At 69.4% G+C, this 19,390-nt stretch carries 13 protein-coding genes and 4 pseudogenes; 5 read left to right on the forward strand and 12 right to left on the reverse strand.

Going from position 1 to position 19,390, the window contains the following annotated elements; translation table 11 throughout:
• The 3 genes from trpS to ACIDOCELLA78_RS95080 form a co-directional block, all read right to left on the reverse strand.
• The coding region (gene trpS / locus ACIDOCELLA78_RS95070) for a tryptophan--tRNA ligase (RefSeq protein ID WP_201729659.1) at positions 1-994 on the reverse strand (994 nt) is incomplete at its 3' end.
• 43 nt (positions 995-1,037) lie between these two features.
• A complete protein-coding gene (murJ, locus tag ACIDOCELLA78_RS95075) occupies positions 1,038-2,570 on the reverse strand; it encodes a murein biosynthesis integral membrane protein MurJ (RefSeq protein WP_201729660.1) in 1,533 nt (510 codons plus the stop codon).
• A gap of 55 nt (positions 2,571-2,625) precedes the next feature.
• Complete coding sequence (locus ACIDOCELLA78_RS95080; RefSeq protein WP_201729661.1) at positions 2,626-3,114, reverse strand: CHAP domain-containing protein; 489 nt, start codon at positions 3,112-3,114, stop codon at positions 2,626-2,628.
• 38 nt (positions 3,115-3,152) lie between these two features.
• On the opposite strand from ACIDOCELLA78_RS95080, the gene ACIDOCELLA78_RS95085 reads away from it, so the two are divergent.
• Positions 3,153-3,890, forward strand: coding sequence for a tyrosine-protein phosphatase (locus ACIDOCELLA78_RS95085; RefSeq protein WP_374223269.1), 738 nt, complete (start codon positions 3,153-3,155; stop codon positions 3,888-3,890).
• Here the strand turns inward: ACIDOCELLA78_RS95085 and ACIDOCELLA78_RS95090 are convergent.
• The 9 genes and pseudogenes from ACIDOCELLA78_RS95090 to ACIDOCELLA78_RS95130 form a co-directional block, all read right to left on the reverse strand.
• Positions 3,865-4,298, reverse strand: a pseudogene (locus ACIDOCELLA78_RS95090) (DUF4167 domain-containing protein). The gene ACIDOCELLA78_RS95085 and the pseudogene ACIDOCELLA78_RS95090 sit on opposite strands and share 26 nt — an antisense overlap.
• A 241-nt stretch (positions 4,299-4,539) precedes the next feature.
• On the reverse strand, positions 4,540-5,382 hold the full coding sequence (gene prmC, locus ACIDOCELLA78_RS95095) for a peptide chain release factor N(5)-glutamine methyltransferase (RefSeq protein WP_201729662.1): 843 nt from the start codon (positions 5,380-5,382) through the stop codon (positions 4,540-4,542).
• Positions 5,379-6,437 carry a peptide chain release factor 1 gene (prfA, locus tag ACIDOCELLA78_RS95100; protein ID WP_201729663.1) on the reverse strand — a complete coding sequence of 353 codons (1,059 nt, stop codon included), beginning with the start codon at positions 6,435-6,437 and terminating at the stop codon, positions 5,379-5,381. The genes prmC and prfA overlap by 4 nt, the downstream gene beginning before the upstream one ends.
• 12 nt (positions 6,438-6,449) lie before the next feature.
• Complete coding sequence (gene hisS / locus ACIDOCELLA78_RS95105) at positions 6,450-7,685, reverse strand: histidine--tRNA ligase (protein WP_201729664.1); 1,236 nt, start codon at positions 7,683-7,685, stop codon at positions 6,450-6,452.
• Positions 7,686-7,768: 83 nt separating this feature from the next.
• The gene (gene ispG, locus ACIDOCELLA78_RS95110) at positions 7,769-8,893 is read right to left on the reverse strand and encodes a flavodoxin-dependent (E)-4-hydroxy-3-methylbut-2-enyl-diphosphate synthase (protein ID WP_201729665.1); all 1,125 of its coding nucleotides are present in this window, start codon (positions 8,891-8,893) and stop codon (positions 7,769-7,771) included.
• A 22-nt stretch (positions 8,894-8,915) separates the two neighbouring features.
• Complete coding sequence (locus tag ACIDOCELLA78_RS95115; RefSeq protein WP_249676698.1) at positions 8,916-10,259, reverse strand: helix-turn-helix domain-containing protein; 1,344 nt, start codon at positions 10,257-10,259, stop codon at positions 8,916-8,918.
• Between the two features lie 46 nt (positions 10,260-10,305).
• Positions 10,306-12,612, reverse strand: a complete 2,307-nt coding sequence (locus tag ACIDOCELLA78_RS95120; RefSeq protein WP_249676701.1) for a putative PEP-binding protein — start codon at positions 12,610-12,612, stop codon at positions 10,306-10,308.
• Positions 12,551-13,587, reverse strand: a pseudogene (locus tag ACIDOCELLA78_RS95125) (NAD(P)H-dependent flavin oxidoreductase). The gene ACIDOCELLA78_RS95120 and the pseudogene ACIDOCELLA78_RS95125 overlap by 62 nt, the downstream one beginning before the upstream one ends.
• A pseudogene (locus tag ACIDOCELLA78_RS95130) lies at positions 13,584-14,798 on the reverse strand (aspartate kinase). Before ACIDOCELLA78_RS95130 ends, ACIDOCELLA78_RS95125 begins: the two co-directional pseudogenes overlap by 4 nt.
• Before the next feature lie 97 nt (positions 14,799-14,895).
• On the opposite strand from ACIDOCELLA78_RS95130, the pseudogene ubiG reads away from it, so the two are divergent.
• The 4 genes and pseudogenes from ubiG (at position 14,896) to ACIDOCELLA78_RS95150 (ending at position 19,330) form a co-directional block, all read left to right on the forward strand.
• Positions 14,896-15,647 (forward strand): annotated as a pseudogene (ubiG, locus tag ACIDOCELLA78_RS95135) (bifunctional 2-polyprenyl-6-hydroxyphenol methylase/3-demethylubiquinol 3-O-methyltransferase UbiG).
• Between the two features lie 124 nt (positions 15,648-15,771).
• A complete protein-coding gene (locus ACIDOCELLA78_RS95140; protein ID WP_201729666.1) occupies positions 15,772-16,827 on the forward strand; it encodes a GlxA family transcriptional regulator in 1,056 nt (351 codons plus the stop codon).
• Between the two features lie 143 nt (positions 16,828-16,970).
• Positions 16,971-18,239: an SRPBCC family protein gene (locus ACIDOCELLA78_RS95145; protein ID WP_201729676.1), complete on the forward strand. Its 1,269-nt coding sequence runs from the start codon at positions 16,971-16,973 to the stop codon at positions 18,237-18,239.
• On the forward strand, positions 18,239-19,330 hold the full coding sequence (locus ACIDOCELLA78_RS95150) for a hybrid-cluster NAD(P)-dependent oxidoreductase (protein ID WP_201729667.1): 1,092 nt from the start codon (positions 18,239-18,241) through the stop codon (positions 19,328-19,330). The genes ACIDOCELLA78_RS95145 and ACIDOCELLA78_RS95150 overlap by 1 nt, the downstream gene beginning before the upstream one ends.
• The last annotated feature ends 60 nt before the right edge of the window (positions 19,331-19,390 follow it).

A 19,390-nucleotide genomic window follows, 5' to 3' on the forward strand; every position in this document is an offset into this window, starting at 1 on the left:
CCGGCAACAAGCCGACGAGGCGCTCGGCTTCGGCGACGATCGGCTCGGCGATGGCGGCGGCACGGGCAGCGCCGGCCTGGAGCATGCGGTCGATCTCCGCGGGATCGGCGGCGAGGCGTCTGGTCTCGGCACCGATCGGGGTGAGTTTCTGCACCGCAAGCTCGGTCAGCCGTTCCTTGAACGGGCCGAAGCCGCTGCCGGCGTGCTGGCGCAGAACCTCCTCGGCGGTGAGGCCGGCGAGCGCGGCGTAGATGCCGACGAGGTTGCGGGCCTCGGGGCGGGAGTCGAGCTGCGCCGTGCGCTCGGGCAGCGGTTCCGGGTCGGTCCTGGCGCGGCGGATCTTCTGGGCGATGGCGTCGGCATCGTCGGTGAGGTTGATGCGGCTCTGGTCCGAGGTGTCGGATTTCGACATTTTCCTGGTGCCGTCGCGCAGGCTCATGATGCGGGCGCTGCCGCCGATGATGCGCGGCGTGATGGCGGGGAAGAATTCCGTTCCGTAATCGTGGTTGAATTTTTGCGCGATGTCGTTGGCGAGTTCGAGGTGCTGGCTCTGGTCCTCGCCGACGGGCACCTCGGTCGCGTGATAGGCGAGGATGTCGGCGGCCATCAGGTTGGGATAGACGAACAGGCCGGTCGAGACGGCCTCGCGGTCCTTGCCGGCCTTGTCCTTGAACTGGGTCATGCGGTTCAGCCAGCCGAAGCGGGCGACGCAGTTGAAGATCCAGGCGAGGCGCGCATGGGCGTGCACCGCCGACTGGTGGAACAGGATGCTGCGGGCGGGGTCGATGCCGCAGGCGACGAGCAGGGCGGCGTTCACCCGCGTCTGCTGGCGCAGCGCCTCGGGCTCGACCCAGACGGTGAGCGCGTGCAGGTCGACCAGGCAATAAATGCCCTCGTTGCCCTCCTGCAGCGCGACCCAGTTCTGGATCGCGCCGAGATAATTGCCGAGATGCGCGATTCCGGTGGGCTGGATGCCCGAAAATATGCGTGCCATGCCCACTGTATCAGCGCGCTTCGCCGGCCCGGTCAAGCGCCGTTCAGGCGGGTTTGGGGCGGCGCAGGAACAGGCGCAGCTCCGCCGGGCGGATGGCGCCGAGGACAACGCCGGCGAGCGCGAAAACCGCGAGGCCGGCGGCGATCAGCAGGGCGAGGCTGGCGATCGGGGGCAGATGCATCAGCGCGGTGCGGCGCAGGGCGAGCAGGGCGAGAGCCATCAGCCCGCTCGCCAGCGCGATGGCGAGGATGCGGCGGGCAAGCGCGCGGTCGGGCGCGAAATCGGCGCGGCGGCGGAGCAGGAGGGCGAGGGCGAGGGCGTTGAACCAGGCGGCGAGGCTGGTGGAGAGCGCAATGCCGACCTGTTGCAGCGGGTGCATCAGGGCGAGGTTGAGGGCGAGGTTGATCGCGACCGCGGCAAGCCCGGTCTTGACCGGGGTGGAGGTGTCGCCGCGGGCGAAGAATCCGGGAGCGAACAGCTTCACCAGCACGAAGGCGGGGAGGCCGAAGGCGTAGACGGCGAGGGCGGCGGCGCTGCGGGCAGCGTCGGCGTCGGAAAAGGCGCCGTGGGCGAAGAGCGTGTGCATCACCGGCAGGCCGATCGCTGCCAGCGCGGCGGCGGCGGGCAAAGTGAGGAGCAGCGAGACCGCGATGGCGCGGTTGAGCGACCCGCGGGCGGCGTCGGTCTCGTTGCGGCGGAACTGGCGCGAGAGGGTCGGTAGCAGCACGGTGCCGACCGCGGTGCCGATGACGCCGAGGGGGAGCTGGTTCACCCGGTCGGCATAATACAGCACGGAGACGGTGCCGGTGGGCAGCAGCGAGGCGATGATGGTGTCCACAGTAAGATTGAGCTGGGTGACACCGGCGCCGATCAACCCCGGGCCGAGGCGGCGCAGCACGGTGCGTGCCCCCGGCGTGAGGCGCGGAACGCGCAGGCGCAGCGGCGAGCCGGCGCGGGCGAGCGCCCAGGCGAGCAGGACGAACTGCACGATTCCCGACAGGGCGACGCCATAGGCCAGCGCCTCGGGCACGCGCTGGCCGGCGGCGTGCAGGATCAGCAGGGTCGCGATGATGCAGACATTGAACAGGATGGGGGCCGCCGAGGCGGCTGCGAAATGGCCGCGCGCGTTCAGCACGCCAGAGAACAGGGCGCAGAGGCAGATCAGCCAGAGATAGGGGAAGGTGATGCGCGAGAGCCGGACCGCGAGGGCGAATTTCGCCGGGTCGGCGCGGAAGCCGGGGGCCAGAACGTCCAGCACCAGGGGCATGAACACGAGGCCGAGAATGGTGAGGGCGAAGAGAAACACCGCCATGATCGCGGTGACCTCCTCGGCGAGGCGGCGGGCCGGGGCCTCACCCTCCTGCGCGAGGGCGCCGGCATAGGCGGGAATGAAGGCGGCGCTGAACGCGCCCTCGCCGAACAGGCGGCGGAACAGGTTGGGCAGGCGCAGCGCCACGAAGAACGCATCCGCCGCCGGGCCGGCGCCGAGCAGGGCGGCGATCAGGATATCGCGCGCGAAGCCGAGCACCCGGCTGCCCATCGTCCAGGCGCCCACGGTCAGCGCATTGCGCAGCATTCTTGCTCCTCGGCGGTTGGCGCCCGGCCGGATCGGCCGGAACGAGCGCAGAGCATTAGCGGGTGGCGGGGACGGTTTCCAGCCTTGGACCGGCGGGGAGGATGAAGCCGTCGGTGGGATAGATGGTGCGGCCGGGTTCGCGATCCGGCGCGTACCACACGCGCACGGAAGTCCAGTCATTCGCGGGCGAGACGTCGAGCACCGGGGTGGCGCGCTGGATGCGGCCGGGCAGCCAGTTGGCCTGGGTGACGAGGATTTCGCGGGGGCCCAGCACTTGTGTGACGACGGCGACATGGCCCGCGGTCATCGCGCCGTGGCGGCGGAAGACCAGCACGGCGCCGGGGACGGGGCGATGCGCGCGGGGGTAGCGCCCATCGGCCTCGGCCCACCAGCGCCACGCATCGCCGGTCAGCTCGATGCCGGAGACGGCGCGGGCATAGGGCACGCAGGTGAGCGTGGTCGGGGTGCCGTATCCGGCGAAGCGCGAACTGGCGCAGGCGGCGAGCAGCAGCGGCGCCGCGAGGGCGGGCAGAGCGAGTCGCATGGCCCGAGAATACCTGCTAGTCAGCCGCCATGGACACGATTTTCCTCGGCGACCTGTCGACCCCGGCGGGGCGGCGCAATGCCTGGATCGACGCGCTATTCGTCGACCACGCCGTGCTGCGGCTGGGCTGGACCAATTTCGCGCCGGTGAAGCCGGGCGCGCTGTATCGCTCGAACCATCCGGTGCCGTTCCAGCTGGCGAAATTTCGCCGCCGTGTCGGGATCAACACGCTGATCAACCTGCGCGGCGAGTGCCGCAACGGCTCGGACGCGCTCTCGCGCGAGGCGGCGCGGCAGCTCGGGCTCGATTTCTACGACATGGCGCTGGAATCGCGCGGCGCGCCGCATCGTGACCGCATCCTGCGGCTGGCCGAGATCATCCGCACGATGCGGCGGCCGGCGCTGGTCCACTGCAAATCCGGCGCCGACCGGGCGGGGATCGCGAGTGCGTTGTTCGTGCTGATCGAGGGCGGCAGCGTCGCCGAGGCGCGGCGGCAGCTGAGCCTGCGCTTCGGCCACATCCGACAGTCGAACACTGGAATTCTGGACGCCTTCCTCGACATGTACGAGGAGGAGGGCGGCGGAATGGCCTTTCTCGACTGGGTGCGCGACGTCTACCGCGAACAGGCGCTGCGCGAGCGCTATGCGCGCGAAACGCGGAACCGGCCGGCCGGCGGATCGCGCGGTTCGTCAACGACAGGCTGCTCGCCGGGAGTGACCGGGCGGCGGCGCGGGCGGTTCCGGTGGGCGGTCAGACCTCGGGCGGCGCTGCGCTGATCGGGATTTCGCGGGCTTCGGTGGAAGGCTGGTCGCCAAGGCCGGGAGCGGCTTCACCGAGATCCTGATCGTCCTGCGACTCGGCGGACTGCGGGGCGTCGTTACGCCGTGCATGACCATTGCCGTGCTGGGCTTGAGCGGCCTGGTTCATGGCTGAAATAATGCGAAAATAATGCTCAGCATACTGGAAATAGCTTTCGGCGAGAACCCTGTCGCCGGCGCTCGAAGCGTCGCGGCCGAGTTGCTGATACTTGTCATAAAGCTGCTGGGCGGTGCCGCGGACCCGCTGTTCGGGCCGTTGCTGTCGAAGACGTGGTTGCGGTTCAGCGGGGTGCCCCCCTGATAGCTGCGGAAAGAGCCGCCGCCGCCACCACGATTGTTGCGCCCGCGCATACGTTTGATGTTCATCGAGTTTCGGTATCCTGTTGCAGTGCGACCATGCGCGTGCCGGACCGTCGTTTCCCTGGTCGAGGCCGGGCAGCGTCTTTCATGGTGTGGTCGTTCAAACGAGTTCGATACGGCATCTGCGGAACCGGCACCGCGTCGCGGGACGAAGCGGTCGGGAACCCGCCGTTCCAGCCTCGTGAGACCGGGTATCGAATACGGAATTGTTATCTAGTCTGATTCGGCCGGAACGCCAAATGGTTTTTCACGAATATTTTCCCGCCCCAGACATGAGCACGGCGCGGGGGATTCCCGCAAGGTCGGGCGCGGCGATCGCGTCCAGCCCATGCGCGGCGGCCAGCGCGATGAGCGGCTCGGCCTGGCCGATGCCGGCTTCGAGAACGGCAATGCCGCCAGAGGCGAGCAGGCGGGGCAGATCGGCGACGATGCGGCGATAGGCATCGAACCCGTCCGCACCGCCATCGAGGGCGGAGGCGGGTTCGTGGGCGGCGACTTCCGCCATCAGGTCGGGAATGTCGGCGCTCGGGATATAGGGCGGGTTGGCGAGGATGAGGTCGAAGCGGCCGGCGAGGGCGTCCGCCCAGTCGCCGCAGCAGAAGGCGGCGCGGGCGGCAAGGCCGGTGCGGGCGGCGTTGGCGCGGGCCAGCGCGCAGGCCGCGGGCACGCGGTCGATGCCAAGTCCGAAGGCGTCGGGATATTCGGCGAGGGCGGCGAGGAGCAGGGCGCCGGTGCCGGTGCCGAGATCGAGGATCGTGCGGATCTTGTTCCGCTCAGGGCGGTGGCGCAGCGCGGCTTCGATGAGGGTTTCGGTGTCCGGCCGCGGGATGAGCGTTGCCGGCGAGACGGCGAGGTCGAGGCTCCAGAACCCCTTCGCGCCGGTGATGTAGGCGAGCGGCTCGCGGGCGGCGCGGCGGCGGGCGAGGGCGAAGGCGGGTTCAGGATCGACGTCGTCAAGCGCCCAGAGCGAAGCGAGATCGACGCCGAGCGCGTGGGCGAGGATGAGTCGTGCCTCGCGGGTCGGGTTCTCGACGCCGCCCGCCGCGAGGATGCGGCCGAGTTCGCGCAGGGCCTCGGTGGTCGGAATCATGCGCCGGCGGCGGCGAGGCGGGCGGCCTGGTCTTCCTCGGTCAGCGCATCGATGATGTCGTCGAATTCGCCGAGCATGATGCGGTCGATCTTGTGCAGGGTGAGGTTGATCCGGTGATCGGTGACCCTGCCCTGCGGGAAATTGTAGGTGCGGATGCGCTCGGACCGGTCGCCGGTGCCGACCTGGGACTTGCGGTCGGCGGCGCGGCCGGCGGCGGCGGTGGCGCGGGACTGTTCGTAGAGCCGGGCGCGCAGGATCTTCATCGCCTTGGCGCGGTTCTTGTGCTGGCTCCGCTCCTCCTGCATGGCGACGACGATGCCGGTGGGCAGATGGGTGATGCGGACGGCGCTCTCGGTCTTGTTGACGTGCTGGCCGCCGGCGCCGGAGGCGCGGAAGACGTCGATCCTGAGGTCCGCCTCGTTGACCTCGACATCGACATCCTCGGCCTCGGGCAGGACGGCGACGGTGACGGTGGAGGTGTGGATGCGGCCCTGGGTTTCGGTGGCGGGAACGCGCTGGACGCGGTGGACGCCGCTCTCGAACTTGAGGCGGGCGAAGACGGCGCGGCCGGTGATTTCGGCGATGCCCTCACGCAGGCCGCCGAGTTCGGTTTCGGTGTAGTCCAGCACCTCGAAACGCCAGCCGCGCAGATCGGCGTAGCGGCGATAGGCGGCGAAGAGCTCGGCGGCGAAAAGTGCCGCCTCGTCGCCGCCGGCGGCGGGGCGGATTTCGAGGATGGCGGGGCGCTCATCGGCGGCGTCGCGCGGCAGGAGGGCGAGGCGGATTTCGTGTTCGAGCCGCGGCAGGGTCTCGCGCAGGGAATCAAGCTCGGCATCGGCCAGTTCGCGCAATTCGGGGTCGGCGCGGGCGGCCTCGGCCTCGTCGCGGGCGCGCTCGGCGGCGCGGAGCAGAAGGATCTGCTGCTCGACCGGCTCGATCTCGGCCAGCTCCCGCGATGCCGCGACGAAGCGCTCGCCGTCGATCCCGGCGGCGAGCATCGCGCGCAGCTCTTCGGCGCGGAGGACGATACGATCGAGTTTCTGCTCCAGGGTCATCGCGTCAGCGGGTCATCCGAGGGCGGCGAGCAGTTCGGCGCGGGGGAGTTCGCGCTGGGCGCCGTCATCGAGGGTTTTGAGAGTCACGGCGCCGCGGGCAAGCTCGTCCGGGCCGATCAGCACGGCGGCGCGGGCGTTGATGCGGTTGGCGCGTTCGAGACGCTTCTTCATGTTGCCGCGATAGGCGACCTCGGCGGCGATGCCGGCGCGGCGGAGGGTGGCGAGGATCTCGATCGCGGCGATCTGCTCCGCCTCGCCCATCGGGATGACGGCGACGGGGCGCGGCGTGGCGGGGGTTGCGGCCAGCAGCATGGCGAGGCGCTCGATGCCGGCCGCCCAGCCGACGCCGGGGGTGGGCGGGCCGCCCATCTGCTCGACCAGCTGGTCGTAGCGGCCGCCGCCGAGCACGGTGCCCTGCGCGCCGAGGGCGGTGGAGACGAATTCGAAGGCGGTGTGGTTGTAGTAGTCGAAACCGCGGACGATGCGCGGGTTCTCGACGAAGGCGATGCCGAAGGCGGAAAGCGCGGCTTTCAGACCGTCGTAGAACGCGGCGGAGGCGGGGTTCAGGTGGTCGTGGATCCGCGGGGCGTCGGCGAGGAGGCGGATGTCGTTCGCATCCTTGGTGTCGAGGATGCGGAGCGGGTTCTTGACCAGGCGGACCTTGCTCTCGGCGGAAAGCTCGGATTCGTAGCGCGAGAGATAATCGACCAGGGCGGTGCGGTAGGCATCGCGGCTGTCGCGGTCGCCGAGCGTGTTGATGTGCAGGGTGATGCTGGCGCCGACGCCGAGTTCGTCGAGGATCTGCTGGCCGCAGGCGATCGCCTCGGCATCGGCGAGCGGTTCGGCGGCGCCGATGATTTCGAGGCCGATCTGGTGGAACTGGCGGTAGCGGCCCTTCTGCGGGCGCTCGTAGCGGAACATCGGGCCCTGGTAGAAGATTTTCTGCGGCAGGGTCTGGGTGAGGCCGTTGGAGACCAGGGCGCGGCAGACGCCGGCGGTGCCCTCGGGGCGCAGGGTCACGGATTCGCCGGAGCGATCCTCGAAAGTGTACATCTCCTTGGTCACCACGTCCGAGGTTTCGCCCAAGTTGCGGGCGAAGACGGAGGTCAGCTCGAAGACCGGCGTGGCCCATTCGGCGGCGCCGTAGAGGCCGGCGACGCGGCGGGCGGTCTCGATCACGTGGTGATGCCGGCGCGCGTCCTCGCCGATGATGTCCTGGGTGCCGCGCACGGGCTGGGGCTTGGTCAAGGCGCAAATCCTTCAGACGACGGAGATTGCCCGTGGTTTGCCGGAAATCGCCGCCGCTGAACAGTCCGCGGCGCGCGGGCGGGCTATTCCGCCGCCTGTTTCGCTGCCGCCTTTTCCTCGCGCAGGCGGGCGGCGCGCTGTTCGACCAGCTCGACGACATGGTCGATCATCGAGGCCCCCTCGACCGTGTGGTCGGTCTTGCCGGCGGCGTAGACCATGTGACGGCCATTGCCGCCGCCGGTCACGCCGAGATCGGTCATCAGCGCCTCGCCGGGCCCGTTGACCACGCAGCCGATGATCGAGAGGGTGATCGGCTCCTCGATATGGGCGAGGCGGTCTTCGAGCTGGGCCACCGTGTCGATCACGTTGAAGCCCTGGCGGGCGCAGGAGGGGCAGGAGATGACGCGCACGCCGCGATGGCGGATGCCGAGCGATTTCAGGATGTCCCAGCCGACCGCGACCTCTTCCTCCGGCTCGGCGGAGAGGGAGACGCGCATCGTGTCGCCGATGCCGGCCCACAGCAGCGAGCCGAGGCCGATCGAGGATTTGACCGTCCCGGTCCGCCGTCCGCCGGCCTCGGTGATGCCGATGTGAAGCGGGTGGTCGCAGACCTCGGCGAGCTGCTGGTAGGCGGCGACGGCCATGAACACGTCGGATGCCTTCACGCTGATCTTGAATTCGTGGAAGTCGTGATCCTGCAGGATCTTCGCGTGTTCGAGGGCGGATTCGACCAGCGCGTCGGGGTTCGGCTCGCCGTATTTCTCGAGCAGATGCTTCTCCAGCGAACCCGCATTGACGCCGATGCGGATCGAGCAGCCGTGATCGCGGGCAGCAGCGACGACCTCGCGCACGCGCTCGGCGCTGCCGATATTGCCGGGGTTGATGCGCAGGCAGGCCGCCCCCGCCTTCGCCGCCTCGATCGCGCGGCGGTAGTGGAAATGGATGTCGGCGACGATGGGGACGTTCACCTGCTTCACGATGTCGGCAAGGGCGGCGGTGGCCGCCTCGTCGGGGCAGGAGACGCGGACGATGTCGACTCCGGCGCGCTCGGCGCGGTGGATCTGCGCGACCGTGGCCGCGACATCGTCGGTCGGCGTGTTGGTCATGGTCTGCACGGTGATCGGCGCGTCGCCGCCGACCTTGACCGGGCCGACGCTGATCTGCCGCGATTTGCGGCGGACGATCTGCTGGTATTCGCGGTAGTTCATCGGGCTCGCTTCCGTGGAGGGGTTACTGCGCGGCCGGGGTGGCGGCCGGGGCGGATGCGCCGCCCGCGGGCGCGGCCGGCGTGAGGGGAACATTGTGGAGCACCGTGCCGGGCTTGCCGAGCGGCGCGCCAGCGGTGCCGTTGCGGACCAGTACGGTGCCGCCGGCATTGCCGGTGGTCATGGTCAGGCCCGGCTCGTTCGGCACCGGCCAGGACTGGCCGGCCTTGAGCACGCGGCTGAACAGGATGGTGCCATGCGGGCCGCGAACCTGAACCCAGCTATCGGCGCTGGCGCTGATCACCAGAGGGTTCGATCCGGCCGGTGAACTGGCGGAGCCGGTTGGGGTCGTGGCTGTGGTGCCAGGCGCGGTTGCGGAGGCCAGGCCGGCAGGTTGCGCACCGGCAGATGTCGTGCCGGTGGCTTGGTTCGGCGTCACTCTGGCGGAAGCCGCCGATGCGCCGGGCACCGCAGTGTCGGCACTGGCGGCGGGCGACGCGGCGCTGCCAGCCGCTCCGGCGCCTGCACTTGCATTCGCTGCCGAGCTGACCGTAGCTGCCGATACGGGCGCTGCGGCAGTGTTGGTGGCGGCGGTGTTGTTGGCTGCGGTCACGGCGGAAGATGCCGCCTGCGGCGAGGCGGGTTGGCTGGCTTGGATTTGTGGGGCAGCACCCGGCGACACCCCGGTCGGGGCTGGTGCCGCCGGTGGCGTGGCGGCGGGCTGCGCGGCGGAGGCGGCGGTTCTGGAATGCCCTGTGACGGGTTTCGGCTGCGGTGATTTCGGAATCGCCAATGGGGCGAGCTTGGCAGGGACCTCCGGGACCATCCGCGCCATCCGCAGTTCGTGCTCCGAATGTCGATACCACAGGAAATATCCGCCGAGGCCGATCGCGGCGACGAGGAAGAGCACGGCACCGGGCGGAACGGCGCGGTCGGGCAGGGGCTCGGGAAAGCTGAGGGCGGGCAGGCGGGTGCGGCTCATGCCCTCGGCCCGGAAGCGGCGGAGGATTTCCTCAGGATCGAGCCCCATGATCTCGGCATAGGAGCGGATGAAGCCCGCCGCGTAGGTGGGGGCGGGCAGAGCGGCGAGGTTACCGGATTCGATGGCTTCGAGAAATACCCGCCTGATCTTCAGGCGCGCCGCGATGTCCGGCAGTTTCCAGCCCAGACGCTCGCGGAAGGCGCGCAATTCGGCGCCGACGGCTTCCGGACCGCCCCTGGAGGAAGTGTCGTATCCGGGTATGGTAAGGTGATCGTTGTCGCCGTTCATGATGCTCTTGACTGCCCGCAGGGCGGAGTTGAGGGAGGGCGGCCGAAAGGCGGCGACCTGCCGCAGCGGCCGGACGAAACAGTGTTCCGGTCCGTGCATGCGCCCGGTCTCGACCCGACCCGATCGGCGGTTTAGCGCGTTCGGCCTAGATCGGCAAACCGTGTTCCCGCGCCCAGGCGGTGAGCGGATCGCGCAGCGAGGTGCCGGCGGCGCCGGCGCGGCGCAGCTCGCGCAGCACCGGGCGCAGGGTGGCGAGGTCGGCTTCGGCGAACAGCGCCTTGACCGGCAGGATCGCGGCGCCGGACATCGACAGCGTGTCGACCCCGATGGCGGCGAAGACCAGGGCATCGAGCGGGCGGCCGGCGGCCTCGCCGCAGATCGAAAAGCCCACCTCCTCCTCGGCGCAGGCGGCGGCGAGTCCCTCGATCAGTTCCAGCACCGGGGCGGAGAGCACGTCGTAGCGGCCGGCGAGCCGCGGCGTGCCGCGATCGGCGGCGAAGAGGAACTGCATCAGGTCGTTGGTGCCGAGGGAGACGAAATCGGCCTCGGCGAGCAGGCCGGGGAGCTGGAACAGCAGCGAGGGCACTTCGAGCATCGTGCCGATCTCGATGCGGCGGGGTTTTTCGTCGAGCCGGGCGGCCTCGGCTTCGAGCAGGTCGCGCGCGGTGCGGAATTCGGCGACGGTCGCCACCATCGGGAACATCACCGACAAATCGAGCCCGACCGCGCCCATCAGCAGGGCGCGCAGCTGCTTGCGCAGGATGGCCGGGCGGTCGAGCCCGACGCGCAGCGAGCGCCAGCCCATCGCCGGGTTCTCCACCTGGTCCTCGGCCTCGCCGGGAAGAAGCTTGTCGGCGCCAAGATCGAGGGTGCGGAAGACGACGCGCTTGCCGTCGGCGCGCTGGAGCACGCGGCGGTATTCGGCCGCCTGGGCGGCGACGCCGGGCACGCGGGCGGCGGCGAGGGCGGCGATCTCGGTGCGGTAGAGGCCGATGCCGTCGGCGCCGGTGCGGGTGAGCTGGTCGATCTCGAAGGCGAGGCCGACATTGAGCATCAGCGTGACCTCGGTGCCATCCTGGGTGCGGGCGGGACGGTCGCGGAAGACTGCGAGCTCGGCGGCGCGGGCGCCACGGGCGGCGAGGGCGCGATCATACAGCGCGGTGACCTCGGGATCGGGGCGGAGGATGAGGGCGCCGGATTCGGCATCGAGCAGCACGGGATCGCCCTGGCGGGCGGCCTCGGTGGCGCCGGCCTCGACGGCGATGGCGGGGATTTCCAGCGCCCGGGCGAGGATCGCGGCATGGCCGCCGGTGCTGGCCTCCTCGATCGCCACACCGGCGATGCCGCGCTGGTGCCAGTCGAGCAGTTCGGCCGGGCCGAGGCGGCGGCAGACCAGCACCATGCCGCTGGCATCATCGGGTTTGGCGGTGCCGGCGCCGAGGGCGGCGAGCATGCGCTCGATCATGTCCTCGATATCGGCGACGCGCTCGCGCAGATAGGGGTCGGCCACCTTGCGCATGCGCCGGCGCAGCTCGCTGCCGACCTGGTCGACCGCGGCCTCGGCGGTCAGGCCGTCATTGATCGCGGCGCGGACGCGCTCGAGCCAGCCAGTGCCCTGGGAAATCAGGCGATAGGCTTCCAGCACCTCGCGGGTGGCGTGGCCGGAGGGCAGATGCTCGGAGACAAGATTGTCGAGCGAGGTTTCGGCATCGGCCATCGCCTGGTCGAGCCGGGCGAGTTCCGCGGCAGTGTCTTCCGCGAGGACGTGACGAGGGCCGGGCGAACGGCCGAAGGGCAGGACGGTGCCACGAACGATCCCCGGCGCGAGCGGATGGCCGGAATAGCGCCGGGCCAGCGCGTCGCCGAAGCCGGCGGCGGCGATATCCGCCGCACCCTGGCTGGCGAGGATCTCGCCAATCAGCATGGCGATGGTCGAGATCGTCTCGACCTCCAGCGGGGTGTAGACGCGGGGGTCGGAATGCTGCACCGCGATGACGCCGAGGGTGCGGCCGGCGCGGCGGATCGGCACCGCGAGCATCGAGGCGTAGCGTTCCTCGCCGGTTTCGGGGCGATAGGCGAATTCGGGGTGGTTCTGCGCGTCCGGCAGGTTGAGCGCCTCGCCCTTGGCGGCGGCGAGGCCGATGATGCCCTCGCCGACGCGCACCCGCGTGTGGCCGACCGCGGCGATGCGCAGCCCGTGGGTGGCGGCCAGTTCGAGCATTTCGCCGGCGCGGGCGACATAGACCGAGCAGACCTCGACGGCGAGTTCGGCGGCGATCAGCTCGACCAGCTCGGCCAGGCTGGAATTGCCGGAACTCAGCCTGTCGCGCAGCTTCGCGAACAGCCGCCGCGAGGCGGCGAGCGGAACGTTGCGTGGGCGGGGCGCGCCCTTAGGCCGCTTCGATCGAGGCATCCGGCTGGCGGAGGGTGGCGCGGGCGGCGAGGGCGGCATCGGCCTGGGCGATCAGCTCGGCGATGATATCGGCAACCGGCTGGATCGCGGTGACCATGCCGACCGACTGGCCGGCCATCACCGAGCCCTGCTCGACATCGCCTTCGACCACCGCGCGGCGGAGGGCGCCGGCCCAGAAATGCTCGATCGAGAGCTGGGCCTGCTCGCGGTCCAGCTCGCCGGCCTGGAAGCGGCGGATGGTTTCGGCCTGGTGCTCGATGAAGCGGGCCGTGCCCGCATTGGCAAGGCCGCGCACCGGAATGACCGGGAAGCGGGCGTCGAGCTGGATCGAGGGGATCGCGTCGCGCGCGTTGGCCTTGAGGAAGGCCGCCTTGAAATTGGCGTGGGCGATGCTTTCGGCGGAGGCGGCGAAGCGGGTGCCGAGCTGCACGCCGGCGGCGCCCATTTCGAGAAAGGCGAGGATCGCCTCGCCGCGGCCGATGCCGCCGGCGACGAAAACCGGAACCTCGGTGATGACGGGCAGGATTTCCTGCGCCAGCACGGCCAGCGAGACCGGGCCGATATGGCCGCCAGCCTCGGAGCCCTCGATCACCAGGGCGTCGGCGCCGCTGCGGATGAGGCGCTTGGCGAGCACCAGAGCGGGGGCGAAGCAGACGAGTTTCGCGCCGCCGTCCTTCACCGCGCGGACCGCGGCGGAGGAGGGCAGGCCACCGGCGAGGACGACATGGCCCACGCCGTGGCGGACGCAGACGGCGATCAGCTCCAGCAGCTGCGGGTGCATGGTGATCAGGTTGACGCCGAAGGGTTTCGTCGTGAGCGCCTTGGTCGCGGCGATCTCGGTGTCCAGCAGTTCGGGCTCATCGAGCCGCAGGCGATGACGCCGAAGCCGCCGGCATTGGAGATGGCGGAGACGAGGTGGCGCTCGCTGACCCAGCTCATCGCGCCGCCCATGATGGCGGTCTCGGTGCCGAGGAAATCGCGGCCGCGGGCCCAGAGCGGATCGAGCGCGCTCACGCGACGTCGAGCCCGTAGGCGGTGTGCAGGGCGCGGACGGCAAGCTCGGTGTATTCGGCGTCGATCAGCACGCTGACCTTGATCTCGCTGGTGGAGATCACCTGGATGTTGATGCCGCGGCAGCGAGCGAGCGGAACATGGTGCCGGCGACGCCCGCATGGCTGCGCATGCCGACGCCGACGACGGAGATCTTGGCGACGTCCGGGTCGGTCGCGAGTTCGGCGAAGCCGATCTCGTCGCGCTTCTCGTCGAGCACGAGGCGGGCGCGGGGCAGCTCGGTCTTGTTGAGGGTGAAGGTCATGTCCGTGGTGCCGTCGGCGGAGACGTTCTGCACGATCATGTCGACATTGATGCCGGCCTCGGCGAGCGGGCCGAACACCGAGGCGGCGACGCCGGGCGGTCGGGCACGCGGCGCACGGTGACCTTGGCCTCGTCACGCGAATAGGCGATGCCGGCGACGATTTCCTGTTCCACGATTTCATCCTCATCAACGACCAGCGTTCCCGGCGCATCCGTGAAGCTGGAGAGAACCTGCACCCGCACCCGCTCCTTCATCGCGAGTTCGACGGAACGGGTCTGGAGTACTTTTGCACCAACCGAGGCCAGCTCCAACATCTCCTCATAGGCGATGGCCGGCAGCTTGCGGCCTTGGGGACGATGCGCGGGTCGGTGGTGTAGACGCCGTCGACATCGGTGTAGATGTCGCAGCGGTCGGCCTTGACCGCGGCGGCGACGGCGACGGCGGAGGTGTCCGACCCGCCGCGGCCGAGGGTGGTGATCCGGTTGTCCGGCCCGATGCCCTGGAAGCCGGCGATCACCGGGACCTGGCCCATCTGCATGCGGCGGATCAGCTCGGCGCCGTCGATCGCGTCGATCCGCGCCTTGCCGTGCTGGCCGTCGGTGCGGATGGGGATCTGCCAGCCGGTCCAGGAGCGGGCATCGACGCCGATGGTCTGCAGCGCGATCGCCAGCAGGCCGATGGTGACCTGCTCGCCGGTGGCGACCACCGTGTCGTATTCCCGCGCGTCATAGAGCGGGGAGAGTTCCTGGCACCAGGCGACGAGCTGGTTGGTGGCGCCGGCCATCGCCGAGGTGACGACGGCGACCTCGTGCCCCTCGTCCACCACGCGCTTGACGCGCGCGGCGACGTTGCGAATCCGGTCCAGATCGGCGACCGAAGTGCCGCCGAATTTCATCACGATGCGCGCCATTTGATCCGATCTTGCCGTGAAACTGGTATCGACGCGGGAGCGGCGCTTGCTGCCAACTCCCGGCAGGCTCACATAGCGAGAGCCCGGGAGAAGGGCAATGCGGGCTGGAGAGGATGTGAGCATGGATGACGGGCAGTCCGCCGGGCGGGCGGACGCGGCGGAGGTGCGGAAATTCGACGCGCTGGCGGCGCGCTGGTGGGACCGGCACGGACCGATGCGCGCGCTGCATGCGATGAACCCGGCGCGTAGCCGGTGGATCCTGGAGCACGTCGCCGCGGCGCGCGGCGACGTGACGGGGGTGGAACTGCTCGATGTCGGCTGTGGCGCGGGGCTGCTGGCGGAAAGCCTCGCACGGGCGGGATGCCGGGTGACGGCGATCGACGCCGCCGCCGAGGCGATCGCCGCGGCGCGGGCGCATGCGGCGGCGCAGGGGCTGGAGATCGACTATCGCGCGACGACGACGGATGAACTGGCGGCCGCCGGCGCGCGGTTCGATGTGGTGACGGCACTGGAGGTGATCGAGCACGTGCCGGACCCGCAAGGGTTTCTGGGCACGCTGGCAGGATTGCTGCGGCCGGGCGGCCTATTGTTCATATCGACCCTCAACAGAACGCCCCAATCAATTGTTTTTGCAAAATACGCTGCGGAGTATGTGTTGGGCTTGGCGCCGCCCGGCACGCATGACTGGCGGAAATTCATCACGCCGGGGAGTTGGCGGCGATGTGCCGCGCCGCCGGGCTGCGGCTGGCGGCGACGGCGGGGATGGTGCCGGCGCCGCTGGCCGGCGGGTTCCGCATCGCGCGGGATACAGGGATCAACTATATCGCGATGGCAGCGGCGCCGGGCTGACACCGCACGCCGGCTCGCCCCGGTGAAGGCGCGCCGAATGTTTTCGGTATGCTGATCGGTGCTTGTATGGTCTTATGCTCCATTGTCGCATGGCTCGTATGCGGCGCGATGGCGGAGGCGACCGATGGGCGAACGGGTGGCGAACGGGTCACGGGGCGAGGAGCGGCGGCCGCTTTCGGTCGGCATTCTCCTCACGCATGACTTCACGCTGTCGGCATTGTCGATGTTTGTCGACACGCTGCGGCTTGCCGCCGACGAATCGGATTTCTCACGGCCCATCCATTGCCGCTGGACGATCATGTCCGACAGCGCAGCGCCGATTCGCGCGAGCTGCGGGGTGCAGGTGCTGCCCGGCACACCGTTTCTCGACCCCGCCGGCTTCGACTACGTGGTGGCGATCGGCGGTTTGCTGACCAGTCTCAACCAGAACGCGGCACCGCTTTGCGCCTATCTCACCCGCGCCGCAGCTGCCGGAGTGAAGCTCGTTGGAATCTGCAACGGCAGTTTCCTGCTCTGCCAGGCCGGGTTGATGCAGGGGCGGCGCGTTTGCGTCAGCTGGCTGCATTACCAGGATTTCCGGGCGGCCTTTCCCGATCACGAGGTGACCGGCGACCGGCTGTTCGAGATCGACGGCGACCGGATTACCTGCGCCGGTGGCGCCGGCGCGGCGGATCTCGCGGCACTGCTGATCGAGCGGCATCTCGGCAGCAGGCTCGCGCAGAAGCCGCACCAGGTGCTGCAACTGGCGCGCACGCGCGGCGAGGAGGCGGTGCAACCGCATCCGCCGGTGGCGCATGACGTCGCCGACGGCCAGGTGCGCCGGGCGTTGCTGATGATGGAGCAGAACCTTTCCGACCCGGTACCGATCGCCATCATCGCCCGGCGGCTCGGCCTGTCGACGCGGCAGCTGGAGCGGCGCTTCGAATCGGCGCTCGGGCAGCGGCCCTCACTGCTCTACCGCACGCTGCGCCTGCGCTACGCACGCTGGCTGCTGGAGACGACCGACCGTTCGGTGACCGATATCGCGCTGGAGGCCGGCTTTGCCGACTGCGCGCACTTCTCCCGCCAGTTCAAGGCGTTGCATGGACTTTCACCCTCGCAGATGCGGCCGGGCGTGGCGACGCGCGGCACCAACAGCGGCAGCGGATCGGGACTCCATGCCGGGCCACGGCCATTCTGACGCGCGCATGTAAAAGGCGCATGGCCGCCATGCGGAAGACCTGCGAAATCGTTCTGGCGCGATGTCGCAAAAACCAAAGACGCTGCATCACCGAACCGTCACAGTCCGTCGCCGGGCACTGACCCTTATTGAAAGTGAACGTCATGGCGGATGTCGCTTCCCCCGCATTGCGCGACCTCGTGGCCCGGCGCCGCCGTGGCTTCATGCTGGAGCGGGAGTTCTATACCGATCCGGCGATTTTCCGCGCCGATCTCGAATATATTTTCAACCGGCACTGGATTTTCGTGGGCGTCGAGCCGGACGTGCCCGAGCCGGGTGACGTGATGACGCTGAAGATCGGCGATAACGAGATCCTGATCTGCCGCGACGACGATGGCGTGATCCACGCCATGCACAATGTCTGCCGGCACCGCGCCGCGCGGCTGGTTTCCACCGAGAAGGCGACGGTGGGGCGGCTGGTCTGCCCGTATCACGCCTGGACCTATGGGCTGGATGGCGCGCTCGTGCATGCCGATCACATGGGCGAGGATTTCGATCATTCCTGCCACGGACTGAAGAAAGTCCATCTCCGCTCGCTGGAAGGGCTGCTTTTCGTGTGCCTCGCCGCGGAACCGCCGGCGGATTTCGACGAGATGGCACGGATCGTCGGGCCCTATATCGCGCCGCACGACATCGCCAACTGCAAGGTGGCCCAGCAGATCGACCTGATCGAGGAGGGCAACTGGAAGCTGACGATGGAGAACAACCGTGAGTGCTATCACTGCGCGCTGAACCATCCGGAGCTGACCTCATCGATCTTCGAGTTCGGCTTCGGCTTCGATGCGCGTGAGGACGACCCGGCGCGCGCGGCCCTGCGGCGGAACTATGACGACATGGTCGCGCGCTCATGCAGCGCCTGGGCGGCGAGCGGGTTTCCCTCCGAGGAGATCGGCCGTCTCGACGACATGGTCTCGGGCTTCCGGATCGGCCGGATGCCGATGGACCGCGACGGCGAATCGCAGACGCTCGATACCAAGGTCGCCAGCCGGCTTCTGCTCGGCCGGGCGAAGGAGAAGCGGCTCGGCGATCTCTCGTTCCACACCCAGCCGAATTCGTGGCACCATTTCATGAGCGATCACGTCGTGACCTTCTCGGTGCTGCCGCTCTCGCCGGACCGCACGCTGCTGCGCACCAAGTGGCTGGTGCATCGCGACGCGATCCAGGGTGTGGATTACGACCTGGAAAACCTGATCCGGGTGTGGCGCGAGACCAATCTGCAGGATGGCGCGCTGGTCGGCCTCGCCCAGGCCGGGGCGGCGAGTGCCGGCTATGTGCCGGGCCCGTATTCGGCGGAAACCGAAGGCCAGGTCGAGGCGTTCGCCAACTGGTATATCGGCCGCATGGCGGCGCAGCTCGGGGCAGAGACGACCTGATGGCGATGACGCCGGCCGAGCGCTGCCGCGCCGCGCGCGATGGCAGCCTGTCCGCCTGGGATCCGGAGACCGACGACATTCTGGTCTGCGTCGACTCCCGGCTGGAGACGCATGATGTGCGGACCTTCACCTTCGTCAGCCGCACGCCGTCGCGCTTCAGCTACTGGCCGGGGCAGTTCCTCGTGTTCGATGTGCCGGTTGGCGGAGAGATCGTGCAGCGCTGCTACACGATCGCTTCCAGCCCGACCCGGCCGGACCAGATCTCGATCACGGTGAAGCGCAAGCCGGATGGCGCGGTCTCGACCTGGCTGCACGACAATCTGCGACCGGGGATGGACATCCGCGCGATCGGGCCGCTCGGGGATTTCAGCTTCGTCGCGACGCCGGGGGAAAAATACCTGTTCCTCTCGGGCGGTTCGGGGATCACGCCACTGATGTCGATGACGCGGGCGCACCAGGATCTGGCGCCAGACGCGGACATCGTGTTCATCCATTTCGCGCGGACGCCGGAGGACATCATCTTCCGCGACGAACTTGCCGTGATGGCGCGGCAGATGCCGAATTTGCGGGTGATTCCGGTGTGCGAGGCGGATGGCGCCGGCGGGCGCTGGGGCGGGCCGCGCGGGCGGGTGACGCCGCAGCTGCTCGCGCTGCTCGCGCCGGATTTCGCCGAACGCTGGATCTTCAATTGCGGGCCTCCGGTCTACATGCAGGTCGTGCGCGAGGGGCTCGTGGGCCTCGGTTATGACATGCGTTACTATTACGAGGAGAGCTTCGATTTTGGCGTGCCGCCGCCGGTCGAGGAAGTGCTCGCCGCGCAGGGGGCCGAGACCTTCGAGGTGACGTTCAGCAAATCCGGCCGGACGATCGGCGTCGCGCCGGGGCAACATATCCTCGCCGCCGCGCGGGAGGCCGGGATGCGGCTGCCCTCGTCCTGCACCAAGGGCGTGTGCGGCACCTGCAAGAGCAAGCTCGTCTCGGGACGGGTGGACATGAAGCACCAGGGCGGCATCCGCCAGCGCGAGATCGACCAGGACATGATCCTGATCTGCTGCTCGACACCGCTCACCGATCTCGTGATCGAACGCTGATGCCGCGGCCGCTGACCCCGGCGGCGCTGGCGCATTCGCGTATTCCGAAGCCCGGAGGCA

The organism is Acidocella sp. C78 (assembly GCF_907164655.1).